The organism is Vibrio sp. QJM3NY_27, from assembly GCF_057785955.1.
Genome location: NZ_CM173511.1, coordinates 1,188,708 through 1,201,530, shown reverse-complemented (window position 1 = coordinate 1,201,530; position 12,823 = coordinate 1,188,708). Strand labels below are relative to the sequence as shown.

Genomic DNA, 12,823 nt, shown 5'->3' with positions numbered 1-12,823 from the left:
CTACTGAATCACTGCTAAACCCCTAAAATTGGTGCTATTTCGACCAATTTCAAACGATTTAATTGAATTTTTATGACTAGGTAACGATATCCAAAAAAGACTACTTTTCATAGCGTTTTTGTGGGCTTTTTGCGTCCAAATCCGCCAGATAATCTAGCTTCTCGCCAATTTTAGTCTCTAAGCCTCGTTTTGTTGGGAAATAGTATTGCTTCTCTCCCATTTCAGGGGGCAAATACTTTTCGCCAGCTGCGTAGGCACCAGGTTCGTCATGAGCATAACGGTATTCTTGCCCGTAGCCCATGTCCTTCATCAAAGTTGTGGGTGCATTTCGTAAGTGATGAGGAACTTCATACTCAGGCAGATTGTGTGCATCCGTTAACGCTTGCTTCCAAGCGGTGTAAACGGCGTTACTCTTTGGTGCACACGCGAGATAAACAACCGCCTGTGCAATAGCACGCTCCCCTTCGGCAGGACCAATTCGAGTGAAGCAGTCCCAAGCGGACATTGCGACCTGCATTGCTCTTGGGTCAGCGTTGCCAATATCTTCAGAAGCAATCGCCAGCAAACGTCTTACGATATACAAAGGATCACAACCCGCAGCAATCATTCTTGCTGACCAATACAACGCTGCATCAGGGTTTGAACCGCGAATCGATTTGTGAACAGCGGAGATCAAGTCGTACCAAATATCGCCCTTATTATCAAAGCGAGCGACTTTCTCCCCTGCTACCTCAGCCAGCAACTGTAACGTTATCGCTTTCTCGCCTTTGTCGTTGTCTTCTGCCATGTCATACAGCAGCTCAAGATAGTTGAGCGACATACGTGCGTCACCGTTGACCAGTTCAGCGAGGCGATCTAAGACGTTATCAGCAAAATCAGCCGTCACATCACCCAGACCGCGCTGTTTATCTTCAATAGCCTGGCGAATAACGAGAGAAATATCATCGGTATTAAGCGAAGTCAGCTTGTAAACACGCGCACGTGACAACAAAGCGTTGTTCAATTCAAAGGATGGATTTTCTGTGGTCGCGCCGATAAACGTAACCGTGCCATCTTCGATATGAGGTAAGAACGCATCTTGCTGACTTTTGTTAAAGCGATGGACTTCGTCCACAAATAGAATCGTTCTACGCCCTGCTTGTTTGTTTTCACGCGCTTTTTCAATCGCGATACGAATGTCTTTTACGCCCGAAGTTACCGCCGATACGCGCTCAACTTCAGCATTGGCATAGTTTGCTGCTACTTCGGCTAACGTGGTTTTACCGGTGCCCGGAGGCCCCCATAAAATCATCGAGTGAATATGGCCCGCTTCCAACGCTCTACGAAGTGGTTTACCTGGGCCTAATATATGCTGCTGACCGATGTACTGTTCGACAGTTTCAGGTCTCATACGAGCAGCAAGGGGACGAAAATCTTCGTCCCCCGCAAAATCTAAGCTGTAATTACTCAATTGCAATCTCTTGATTCGTTGATGGCATCTGTGCCTATCGACGTACTACCAAATGATCTGCTTCATTAGATCAGTTTCTTTGGTCGTCGACCTCGACACCTTCCGGTGCCACAAAAGTAAAGCGGTCTGCTGCAGGTTTACCTAAGTCAACATTGCTAAAGGTAAACTCACCTTTCTGACCGTCTTGTTCAATCACGTTAAAGCCCTGAACAATGCCCTTTTCAGTGATCTTAATCTGGAAATCGCCCTGATTAGAATCCACAGCTGTTGGCGTTAGCGTAAATTGGTTACCCGTTTGTGCGACATTGTAGTTGTCCCAATCGCTTTCTTGGTTACGAGTCAGCAAGACAAAAGGTGTTTGTGATGTTGCTTGCTCTTGCCAGTAAATACTAACCTGCTCAATGAACGGGCTGTAGTACCACAAGCTTTGACCATCAGATACCAACACGTTTTCATCAGGGAAAGTCGTTTCCCAACGGAATAAGCTTGGGCGTGCAATCTCAACCGTGCCCTCGCCTTCCATAACAACATCACCATCAGGGCTAGTCACGACTTGTTTAAAGTCGGCGCTAAAACCTGCATTCAATGACAAGCGGCTACTCAGTTCTTCTTTCGGAGAAGCCAATACTGAAAAGCTCATAAATAAAAGTGCGAATACTTTTTTCATCAATAATCCTGTTAGAACATAAGTCGGTCATATTTTCGATTTGACCGACTTAATAGTTATGAGTTCCGAATGGAACTAATCTTTTGGTGGCGCTGGCGCTAAGACTTCACGGTTACCGTTATGGCCCGGAGTACTCACAATGCCTTGAGCTTCAAGCTGCTCAACAATTCGTGCCGCGCGGTTGTAGCCAATCTTGAATCGACGTTGCACGCCAGAAACTGAACCACGACGTGAATGGACAACGTGTTCTACCACTTGATCAAACAGTGGATCGACTTCTTCATCGCCTTCCATCTTCTCACCCGGTAACAGTGTTTCCGGGGTTTGGTCGCCGTTCGTAATCTCTTCAATATAGTTTGGCTTACCGCGTGCTTTCCAGTTGTTCACTACCGCGTGTACATCATCATCAGATGCAAACGCACCGTGTACACGAGTTGTGTGGCTTGAACCCGGTGGTAAGTACAACATATCACCCATACCCAATAATGATTCTGCACCACCTTGGTCAAGAATAGTTCTTGAATCTGTTTTGGTTGATACCGTAAAGGCAACACGTGTTGGGATGTTTGCTTTAATAAGACCAGTAATAACATCCACCGAAGGACGTTGAGTGGCTAAGATCAAGTGAACACCAGCCGCACGCGCTTTCTGCGCCAAACGTGCAATCAGTTCTTCCACTTTCTTACCGACTACCATAATTAAATCAGCGAATTCATCGACGACAACCACAATATAAGGCAGTTTTTCCAACAATGGTGCTTCAGGGTCCATGCTGTCGCCCGGCTTCCATAGTGGGTCATGGATTGGGTGACCCGCTTCCGCGGCCATCTTCAACTTGTCGTTGTAGCCTTTGATGTTACGAACACCTAGAGCCGACATCAGTTTGTAACGACGTTCCATTTCACCTACACACCAACGAAGGGCGTTAGATGCATCTTTCATGTCAGTCACAACTTCAGACAACAGATGTGGAATACCTTCATAGATAGATAATTCCAACATTTTCGGGTCGATCATGATGAAGCGAACATCTTCTGGTGATGCCTTGTAAAGCATACTCAATATCATCACGTTTACACCGACAGACTTACCAGAACCGGTTGTACCTGCAACCAGAACATGTGGCATCTTCGATAGGTCAGCAATAACCGCTTCACCAGCAATATCTTGCCCTAGAACAACGGTCGTTGGTGACTTCGCTTCTTGGAACTGAGGGCTGCCCACCACATCGGAGAAGAATACGGTTTGACGGCTCATGTTCGGCAATTCTAAACCAACATAAGGTTTACCCGGTATTACCTCGACGACACGTACTGCCAATGCAGAAAGCGAACGAGCTAAGTCCATAGAAAGGCCAGAAATACGGCTTACTTTGACGCCCGGAGCCAGATCGAGTTCAAATCGAGTGATGACAGGACCTGGGAAAATATCAACCACATCAGCTTTGATCTTGTAGTCCGCTAGCTTCGATTCAACAAGACGAGCGATCGCCTCTAGTGCATCGCGGTCAATAAAGGTTTCGCGTTTTTCAGGGTGGAACAACAACTCAAGCGTTGGCAATGGTTCGGCCGGTTTCGGTAAGTTAACATCTTGCTGTACCAGGAACGGGTTTTGTGTCGCCGCCATGTTCGCTTGTGCCTCAGAGACAAGGCTTTGGAAGGCTGCAACATCTTGATCTTGGTGAAGAGGCTCTTCTTCTGTTACCTGTTCCCAAGGAAGATCAACCGTTGGCTCTTGAGTTTGTTCGTTTGATTGCTCAAATTCTGAATTATTCTGTTGGTTAATTAAAGACTCAGGTTGCTCTGCATTATCTTCTTCAGTCGATACAGACTCGAATTCTGAAGGCTGCTCATAACTTTGTTCTTCAGCCACATCAAACGGTGATGCTTGTACTGAGAAATCGTGTTCGCTTGGTTCTTCTGGTTCGCCCATTGGCGAAGCGTATAACGATTCAGGTTGAACATCTTCCGTATCGAATTCGCTCTCAACTTCTGGAGTGCGATCAACTTCTAAAGTGCTATCGACTGCTGACTCAGCACTTTCAAGGCCAATATCAGTAGGGACAACTTCTGGTTGGTCGTTCTGCATGTATTGTTGGTACGCAGCCTGAGATTCGTGAGCATCAGTCTGATCTTGCTCAGCAAGATCATCTTCATACATAGCGGCATTTTCTAGCTGCTCTATCGTCGCATTCAACTGCTTCGAGCGCTCAATACCTTCTTCTAAAGGTTCTTCTGGCGCGTGGTAAACAGGAGCGACAGAGATAGGTTGCTCTGGTTGAATTTCAGGTTGAACTTGCGGTGCTTCATAAGTAGAAACCTCTGGCTTAGCTGGAGCCTCTACTGGCATATGGATATTGTAATGACGCTTCGACGTTGCACTGTTGTCCAACGCATTGACGCTAGTGTCTGAAGAGTCGTTGGTCGCAGAGAAGCTCATCGCTGGGTCGATCTGATCTTGTTCTGCTTCTTTATACCCTTCTATAGCCTTACCTTCGATAAGATTGTCTTCTAACGCAGGGACATCACGGAAAGTCGGATTTTGATGACGTTCTGTTAGAGAATCTCTGTCTGTCGATTCTTTCAATTCAGGCTCAAGTAGCTCTTGATCTTGGCCACGAGCCTTATTAACAGCAGATGTAAAAAATTTAATGGCACATTCGCCTAGCCATTCCACAATACTTAACCAAGAAATTCCGGTTAATAGCGTCAAGCCAGCTCCCCATAAGAAAAGAAGAACCAGCGTACTACCGAGAACATTTAACGTGGGAAGCGCAAGGCTTGTTAGTACATCCCCCACGACGCCACCTGACGAAAAGTACCAAATGTCGTCAAAGTTGATATCGGCTAGACCGCAACTAGTAAGAATAAGGACAGTAAGGCCAAGTAAGCGAGTGCCCCACAGCATGAAATCGATCTGCTCGTCTTCATTACGTTTACGGAATAATACCCACGCAGCAACCGTTACCAAGATAGGTAAAGGGTAAGCCAAAGAACCAAACACAAAGAAAAGCGTATCCGCCAACCATGCACCTAGGTAGCCACCCGCATTTTGAATGTCACCACCCCACGCCGTTTGCGACCATGATGGGTCTGCAGGACTAAAAGTTAATAACGCAACGGCAAGTAGAATAGAGAAGAGAACACCCATAATCAGGCTGCACTCTTTTAGACGTTGAGAACCATTCAAACGAGGAGACTGAGGCTCTTCACTCGTTTTAATGATTGTTTCTACTTTATTACTGCTCTGCTTGAACATAAACCAACTTAATAATTAAACGGAATAAAACATCTCGAGCGACCAAAGCCGCCCGTTTCAATGAAACTACTGTTGATTTAACCATATCAAACAGAAAAACCCAATTCCAGAAAGCAAGAAAGCGGAACAAATGTCCGCTTTCTTTCATTTCACCAATTGTGACTAACGAGTTTTAATCACAAGTTGATTGGTTTGTTTCACTTCTTCCATTACAACGTAAGTTCGAGTGTCGTTTACGCCCGGTAGACGAAGTAACGTATCACCCAGTAGCTTACGGTAAGCACCCATATCCGATACACGTGTTTTTAGAAGATAGTCAAAATCACCCGACACTAAATGACACTCTTGGATGTCATCCAGTTTCTGCACAGCGGTGTTGAATTGTTCGAACACATCTGGAGCACCACGGTTCAACGTAATTTCAACAAACACTAAAAGTGAAGCATCAAGATACTGTGGGTTCAGCAACGCTGTGTACCCAGTAATGTAACCTTGACGTTCTAAACGACGAACACGCTCAAGACATGGAGTGGGAGAAAGTCCTACTCGTTTTGAGAGTTCAACGTTTGAGATACGACCGTCTTTTTGCAACTCATTAAGAATGTTGCGGTCAATACGATCTAGTTCCTTGGACGGCTTCTTATAATTGTCTGCCATTTTTTATTCCACCTTATTACTTCCTTGCAAAAAAATATACTACAACTTTTTAATATTCGGTATCAAATTCTATCTGAACCTATCTATACTAGATATTAATTCGACAGAATTACCCTACACATAGATAAAACAACCATAATATAATGAGGAGTCAGGATGATCATTGGCGTACCGAAGGAAATCAAGAACCACGAATACCGCGTTGGTATGACCCCAGCTAGCGTGAGAGAACTAATCTCACATAGCCACCAAGTTTTTGTTGAAACCAATGCCGGTACTGGTATCGGTTTTTCAGACGATGATTACATCGCTGTAGGCGCATCCATTCTTCCTACTGCTGCTGACGTTTTCGCGAAAGCAGAGATGATTGTAAAGGTTAAAGAACCTCAAGCTGTCGAGCGAGCTATGCTTCGTGAAGGGCAAATATTATTTACCTATTTACACCTTGCACCAGATTTTCCACAAACGGAAGAGCTAATCAAGAGCAAAGCTGTCTGCGTAGCCTATGAGACTGTAACAGATAATATGGGTCGCTTGCCACTATTAGCACCAATGTCTGAAGTCGCTGGTCGCATGTCTATTCAAGCAGGTGCACAAACACTAGAAAAATCTAACGGTGGTTGTGGCCTTCTTCTTGGCGGCGTTCCTGGTGTTGAACCAGCGAAAGTTGTTGTTGTTGGCGGCGGTGTTGTGGGTGCTAACGCAGCACGTATGGCTGTTGGCCTTCGCGCAGACGTAACCATTCTTGATCGCAACGTAGATACGCTTCGTCGTCTTGATGAAGAATTCCAAGGTCGCGCAAAAGTGGTTTATTCTACTGAAGACGCTATCGAGAAGCATGTTCTAGAAGCAGACCTAGTGATTGGTGCAGTACTGATCCCAGGTGCAGCAGCGCCTAAATTGGTTACAAAAGATCACATCGCTAAGATGAAGCCAGGTTCAGCTGTTGTTGACGTTGCAATCGACCAAGGTGGTTGTTTCGAAACTTCACACGCAACCACTCACGCAGATCCAACTTACATTGTTGATGACGTAGTTCACTACTGTGTTGCTAACATGCCAGGTGCCGTTGCTCGTACTTCAACTTACGCACTAAACAATGCAACACTTCCTTACATTGTTAAGCTAGCGAACAAAGGCTACCGCGAAGCACTTCTATCTGATGAAGGCTTCCTAGAAGGTCTTAACGTTATTCACGGTAAAGTAACTTGTAAAGAAGTTGCTGAAAGCTTTGACCTAGAATACGTAGCGCCTGCAGAAGCAATCGCAATGTTTAACTAATGCTGCAATAGCTAACTGAACGCAATAATCTTCTCGTTGAAGCGTTCAGTTAACTTATACACATTAAACAAAAAGCCAGTACGACATTATGTCGCGCTGGCTTTTTTACATTTATGACTTTGCTTTGCGTTTATGAGTTTATGAGTTTAGATCGTAAAACACGCACAGTTCTGTTTACTGATAACGCTCGACTTTAACCCCATGAATCAATAGGTTTCTTGGCGTAATACTGCGTTCACAGAACTCTTCAATCGAAGCTTCATAGCCTTGTTCTTGCAGATAGATGACACGATCTAAGGCCAACCATATCTCCAATGGGCGTCTAAAGACTTGTTGTACTAAGCTCAACTTCTCCATTTCCCAGAAAAGCGCCTCGCCTTGGGCTAAGTAGAAATCAAAATCGACGTCTGAGCCCAGCGATACTTTTTTAACTTCAGATGCCCAGCGGCAGAATGATTCAAAACCCTTAGATAGCTCTGATTTTTTTATGCTTGGCACCGGAATGTATTCGTCGATATGACGTTCAGCTTTGAGCAGTTTGCTGAAGCCCAAACGATAACTCATCTCTAGTTGGCGATGTCTCTTTACTCTTTCACCACCAGTGACGGTTTCTTGAAGCGGGATTCTTAAATCACTTTTACTTAGGGCTAATGCAGAGCTTTTCGCAACGGAAGACATGGCTTGGTAGTTTTCACCACGAATAAGATGGTAGCAGCAAGGAGAAATGGTCACTGCAGGAAGCCCATGTGAAACAGATTTCTTCACTAGTTCAACATGAAGGTCGCCACAAGCATGAAGAGCAACAGCATGTTGATTTGAGTTAAACACCCGATCTGCATCTTTTGAAAACGCGTCACCTTGAACAAAGCTCATATCTAGATGTTGAGCATCTGCAATCTTTTGCCCGCTTTCACACAGTGACTGTTGCCACTCAAAGCTAGTGACCTTTTGATCTGACTGCTGAGATAAGATTCGACCGAGAAAGCCTTTGCCAGAGCACCATTCAAGCCACTCTTTACCGTGATGGTGTTCAAGTGCAGCCTCTCCCATCGCCACGATTTGTTGCAGCTTTCTGCCGGGAATACCACCAGCAGCACCACGAGGGAGGTCTAATCCAACCAAAGCCGTATTATCAAACTGGATATTTTGGTTAGCAGCATCTAATCGAGGGAGGAAGCGAGTCAGTTCCTCGACCAAAAGCTGAGGCTGCTCTTTTAACGTTTGAATGCGCTCAATACTCAAACTTTCTAACCAATCGACAAGTGGGCGATTCACATCTTTCCATGGTTGATGGTGAGTTTGGCATAGATGAAAAGGCTCCGAACGCCAATAGACTTGGTGCTCTAACAAGAATGAGTCGAGTATTGTAAATCGTGAATGCATGCTTCCCCCTATGGTGCGAGGATTGTAGGGGTAAGAGGCCGAAATGGAAAGGAAGGATACAAATCGAGGCTATAGGGACAGGCTTTCAGTAAGTAATACCAATCACGGAAAGTCAGTGAACAGAAGTAGCGCAGGTAAAGGCTTGAGAACAAGGCAGCTCTGTTCGGCAAGTCGTTTCGATAAGTACTTATTCTGCAATCAAAAGTTCTAACAACGTTATCGAGCGTTTTAACAAGTTAGGGTGACCAGTTATTTACTACGATTGGTATAAACCAAAACCGAGTTCAAATGAAAACGGCCTGTAAACAGGCCGAATAGGAATCGAATTAAAGACTGTGCCCCTTAGCGAACAGGCAGGTCGATGTCTTTAAACATCTCTTCGATTTCTTCATTCGATTTCAAAGAAATAGCTTGTTCAACCACAGGACGAGTTAAGTGCGGAGCAAAACGCTCCATAAAATCAAACATGTAAGAACGCAGGAAAGTACCTTTTCTAAAGCCAATGCTTGTGGTGCTAGCACCAAATAGGTGACTCGCATCAATAGCAACCAAATCTGTATCCTGCTCGTGGTCAATCGCCATACTTGCGATTACACCAACTCCGATCCCCATACGAACATAAGTTTTGATTACGTCTGCATCCGTTGCGGTAAATACAACTCGAGGTGTTAATCCTACTTTGTTGAATGCAGTATCAAGCTCGGAACGGCCAGTAAAACCAAATACATAAGTCACGAGGGAATAAGCAGCAAGATCTTCAATCGAGATATTTCGTTTCTGTGCAAGAGGGTGATCTTTCGTTACCACTATCGAACGGTTCCAATGATAACAAGGCAGCATAATTGCATCTTGATATAGGTGCAGCGCTTCCGTTGCAATCGCAAAGTTCGCAGTCCCTTTAGCGACCGCTTCTGACATCTGGCTTGGTGTACCTTGGTGCATGTGAAGCGACACTTTTGGATAACGTGCCGTGAAACCTTTAATCACATCAGGGAGCGCATAACGAGCTTGAGTATGAGTGGTTGAAATATTCAATGTGCCCATCTCAGGATGAGTGTGCTCACCCGCTACTGCTTTAATACTCTCTACACGTGCCAAAATCTCTTGAGAGATACGAATAATATCCTCACCGGCTTGTGTAACCTGAGTTAAATGCTTACCGCTACGTTCAAAAATCTGAATGCCTAGCTCGTCTTCAAGTAACCTAACTTGCTTACTAATGCCGGGCTGAGATGTATACAAACTCTCTGCTGTCGCTGAAACATTTAGGTTATGGTTTAGAACCTCAACAATGTACTTCAGTTGCTGTAACTTCATATCTAACCTCGTAATCCTTTACTCATTTCTGCGCTAACTTATTTGCAAATAGAGCTTTATAATCTCGTGTAATATAATTAATAGTTATAACGCTTCGAGAACCAAAATGACAGAAATAATGAGTTTTTCTAGCTTAACAAACAAAAACATCACTAACGCTTTGCAACCCACACCTCATTCTCATACATTAGTTGGTAAGTTTTGATTGCCGATTGTGCTCAACAAGAGATAATCAAAAATTGCAATTTACGAGTGCCGATACACAATGGAATCGTGTATCCTCTCAAGTTAGCTATAGAAAACAACAAGCAGACACAAATATATGAATATTGGTTTAATAATCGCCTTAGTCGCCGTTCTTTTGGTGTTGGTTTTAGGCTACAACATCATGCTTCAATACAAAGTTAAGGTAGAAACAGCGAAGAAACAGGAAGCTTCTCGTTATCTAACCATTATTGACGGAACAGAAGAGTTGATTGGTAATGCTCATCACATGCCGTTTAGCCAAGATCTTCTTATATGCTTAAACAATCGAATTCTTGATGCGTTAGAAAACATGTATCAGCTCGATCCCAAAAACAAGCAGCTTGCCCAACGCATTGAAAGCGTAAAACAACAAATCACTCAGCTTAAAGAGAACTACCAAGGTGGTGAAAGTACTACCTTCCGCGTTCCAAGCAGTGACAAACAAGCGATCATGATGCTGAAGCTAGTTAAGCGCCTACGTGATACGGTCCGTAACGAGCACAATAAAGGCCGCTTCGAGACTCAAGCTTATGTGGTTGAAAACGCTCGTTTAGAGACGATTCAAATTCGTATCAACATCGAAAATGTTATCAAGCGTGCAAACGACTCGATTTCTCGAGGACAACCAGGCACAGCAATTCAGTTACTGCGTAAAGGTATCGACGCATTAGCAACTAAGAACGATTCATACTCTACTCAAGCGAAAGAAAAGCTTCAGCAGATGCTTAACGATCTTGATCAGAAGCGCCAAGATAAAAACGCGCAAGATTTACAACAGATCGAATCTAAAGAGCGTGACGAAGACATGGACGCCCTCTTCGGTCAGAAGAAGAAATGGTAACTGTCTAACGCAATACTTAAAGGCCGCTTATTTACATTAAATTAGCGGCCTTTTTTGTAGCTGTTGAATTTCCTTTCTCTGTATAGGGAGATCTCTTGAGCTGTGATAAAATCTCGCATTATCAACAAACTTGCCCTGACCATGTATCAAGAATTATTAGCTCCAATCCACTCTTTTCTTAAAGCTGAAACGCCAGATTCATGGATCGATGAAGCCAAAAAGCCTGAAAACCTTCACATCATTCTACGCGATCACATGCTTTGTGAGCTTAAGGCGGCACAGAGTGCTTTGTTCCTTATCCGCAAGTACGCAGTTGATAAAGAAAGCGCAAAGCAACTGAATGAATGGATTTTGCCCTACGAGCAATTTGCTTACCGTCGTATCGGAGACTTAGAGTCTCTGCGTGGTAAAAGCAACGTATCAAAGCAAATTACAGCGAAAGAAGGCTGTAATTACGGCGCTGACCTGATCGATAAAATGGTATTGCTGATCAAAGAAGAGCTGCATCATTTCTACCAAGTCATGGAATTGATGGTTAAGAAAGGCGTCACTTACCAACCGATTGAAGCGGGTCGCTACGCTAAGGGTTTAATCAAGCAAGTCAAAACTTACGAACCCGATGCTCTAGTTGATAAGCTCATCATCGGTGCGTTTATCGAAGCTCGCTCTTGTGAGCGTTTCGCTAAATTAGCTCCATTCTTGGAAGAAGATATGGAGAAGTTTTACGTGTCTCTGCTTCGCTCAGAGGCTCGTCATTACCAAGATTACCTTGAGTTAGCAGAGCAGATCGCAGGGAAAGATATCTCAGAGCGTATTGCTCATTTCGCGCAAGTAGAAGCTGATCTTATCACTTCAGAAGACAGCGACTTTAAGTTCCATAGCGGCGCTCCGGTTTAGACTAGGCAAGATAACTCAAGTCCAGACCAATTCAATGCCTCATACACAAATGAAAAGGCCTCGAACACAAATAAGAAGGCCAGCAATTTGCTGGCCTTCTTATTTGAATAGCTTTCTGATGCAAACCTAAGCTAGCGTACCGTTGATCTCTGCAAGTACAGCGGCAGGGTCTATCGCTTGAGTGATAGGGCGACCGATAACAAGGTAGTCAGAACCTGACTCAATCGCTTTAGAAGGCGTCATGATTCTCTTCTGGTCACCAACATCAGCACCTACAGGACGAATACCAGGAGTTACTAGCTTGAACTCTTGGCCAAGTGCACCTTTCAGTAAAGAAGCCTCTTGTGCCGAACATACAACGCCGTCTAAGCCTGAGTTTTTAGTCAGAGATGCCAAGCGCATCACCTGCTGCTGTGGCTCAAGATCCAAACCAATACCCGCCAAGTCAGATTGCTCCATACTGGTCAGTACTGTCACGCCAATTAGTAACGGACGATCTTTACCATACGGTTCCAAAATTTCGCGAGACGCCGTCATCATGCGCTCACCACCACTTGCATGTACGTTCACCATCCAAACGCCTAGTTCCGCGGCAGCTCGCACAGCTTTTGAACATGTGTTCGGGATGTCGTGGAATTTAAGATCCAAAAATACTGAGAAACCACGTTTATGCAATTCACGAACAAATTCAGGACCAAACAAGGTAAACATCTCTTTGCCCACTTTTAGACGGCAGGATGCAGGGTCAATACGATCAACAAAGGCTAACGCATCCGCTTGGTTATCATAATCCAATGCTACAATGATTTTTTGGTCGTTCATTTCA

Annotated in this window: 10 protein-coding genes; 3 read left to right on the top strand and 7 right to left on the bottom strand. The window is 44.4% G+C overall.

Translation table 11 applies throughout. The features are described 5' to 3' along the window. Positions 1–100: 100 nt before the first annotated feature. The 4 genes from AC3CIA_RS05485 to lrp all read right to left on the bottom strand — a co-directional run bounded on the left by AC3CIA_RS05485 (position 101) and on the right by lrp (position 6,032). Complete coding sequence (locus AC3CIA_RS05485) at positions 101–1,456, bottom strand: replication-associated recombination protein A (protein ID WP_241907509.1); 1,356 nt, start codon at positions 1,454–1,456, stop codon at positions 101–103. Positions 1,457–1,520: 64 nt separating this feature from the next. After that, positions 1,521–2,117, bottom strand: coding sequence for an outer membrane lipoprotein periplasmic chaperone LolA (gene lolA / locus AC3CIA_RS05480; protein WP_004734556.1), 597 nt, complete (start codon positions 2,115–2,117; stop codon positions 1,521–1,523). A gap of 75 nt (positions 2,118–2,192) precedes the next feature. Continuing rightward, on the bottom strand, positions 2,193–5,375 hold the full coding sequence (locus AC3CIA_RS05475; protein WP_488518663.1) for a DNA translocase FtsK 4TM domain-containing protein: 3,183 nt from the start codon (positions 5,373–5,375) through the stop codon (positions 2,193–2,195). A 162-nt stretch (positions 5,376–5,537) separates the two neighbouring features. After that, a complete protein-coding gene (gene lrp / locus AC3CIA_RS05470; protein WP_004734558.1) occupies positions 5,538–6,032 on the bottom strand; it encodes a leucine-responsive transcriptional regulator Lrp in 495 nt (164 codons plus the stop codon). A gap of 156 nt (positions 6,033–6,188) precedes the next feature. On the opposite strand from lrp, the gene ald reads away from it, so the two are divergent. Beyond that, complete coding sequence (ald, locus tag AC3CIA_RS05465; RefSeq protein ID WP_017107652.1) at positions 6,189–7,313, top strand: alanine dehydrogenase; 1,125 nt, start codon at positions 6,189–6,191, stop codon at positions 7,311–7,313. A 174-nt stretch (positions 7,314–7,487) separates the two neighbouring features. Here the strand turns inward: ald and AC3CIA_RS05460 are convergent, their stop codons facing one another. Both AC3CIA_RS05460 and cysB read right to left on the bottom strand, forming a co-directional pair. Beyond that, positions 7,488–8,696 (bottom strand): methyltransferase, encoded by a 1,209-nt coding sequence (locus tag AC3CIA_RS05460; RefSeq protein WP_488518662.1) that lies wholly within the window; start codon positions 8,694–8,696, stop codon positions 7,488–7,490. A gap of 342 nt (positions 8,697–9,038) precedes the next feature. Beyond that, positions 9,039–10,013, bottom strand: coding sequence for an HTH-type transcriptional regulator CysB (cysB, locus tag AC3CIA_RS05455; protein WP_009848858.1), 975 nt, complete (start codon positions 10,011–10,013; stop codon positions 9,039–9,041). A 322-nt stretch (positions 10,014–10,335) separates the two neighbouring features. Between cysB and AC3CIA_RS05450 the strand changes: the two genes are divergently transcribed. Together AC3CIA_RS05450 and miaE are read left to right on the top strand one after the other, a co-directional pair. Then, positions 10,336–11,100 carry a hypothetical protein gene (locus AC3CIA_RS05450; RefSeq protein WP_004734562.1) on the top strand — a complete coding sequence of 255 codons (765 nt, stop codon included), beginning with the start codon at positions 10,336–10,338 and terminating at the stop codon, positions 11,098–11,100. 102 nt (positions 11,101–11,202) lie between these two features. Further along, on the top strand, positions 11,203–11,997 hold the full coding sequence (gene miaE / locus AC3CIA_RS05445) for a tRNA isopentenyl-2-thiomethyl-A-37 hydroxylase MiaE (protein WP_017080436.1): 795 nt from the start codon (positions 11,203–11,205) through the stop codon (positions 11,995–11,997). A gap of 126 nt (positions 11,998–12,123) precedes the next feature. Here miaE and pyrF read toward each other — a convergent pair whose 3' ends face one another. Further along, positions 12,124–12,819 carry an orotidine-5'-phosphate decarboxylase gene (pyrF, locus tag AC3CIA_RS05440; protein ID WP_017078954.1) on the bottom strand — a complete coding sequence of 232 codons (696 nt, stop codon included), beginning with the start codon at positions 12,817–12,819 and terminating at the stop codon, positions 12,124–12,126. Positions 12,820–12,823: the final 4 nt, after the last annotated feature.

Coding starts and splice junctions, on each gene's coding strand:
- lrp (WP_004734558.1), bottom strand. CDS start 6,032: ATGGCAGACAATTATAAGAAGCCGTCCAAGGAACTAGATCGTATTGAC.
- ald (WP_017107652.1), top strand. CDS start 6,189: ATGATCATTGGCGTACCGAAGGAAATCAAGAACCACGAATACCGCGTT.
- cysB (WP_009848858.1), bottom strand. CDS start 10,013: ATGAAGTTACAGCAACTGAAGTACATTGTTGAGGTTCTAAACCATAAC.
- pyrF (WP_017078954.1), bottom strand. CDS start 12,819: ATGAACGACCAAAAAATCATTGTAGCATTGGATTATGATAACCAAGCG.
- AC3CIA_RS05450 (WP_004734562.1), top strand. CDS start 10,336: ATGAATATTGGTTTAATAATCGCCTTAGTCGCCGTTCTTTTGGTGTTG.
- lolA (WP_004734556.1), bottom strand. CDS start 2,117: ATGAAAAAAGTATTCGCACTTTTATTTATGAGCTTTTCAGTATTGGCT.
- AC3CIA_RS05475 (WP_488518663.1), bottom strand. CDS start 5,375: ATGTTCAAGCAGAGCAGTAATAAAGTAGAAACAATCATTAAAACGAGT.
- AC3CIA_RS05460 (WP_488518662.1), bottom strand. CDS start 8,696: ATGCATTCACGATTTACAATACTCGACTCATTCTTGTTAGAGCACCAA.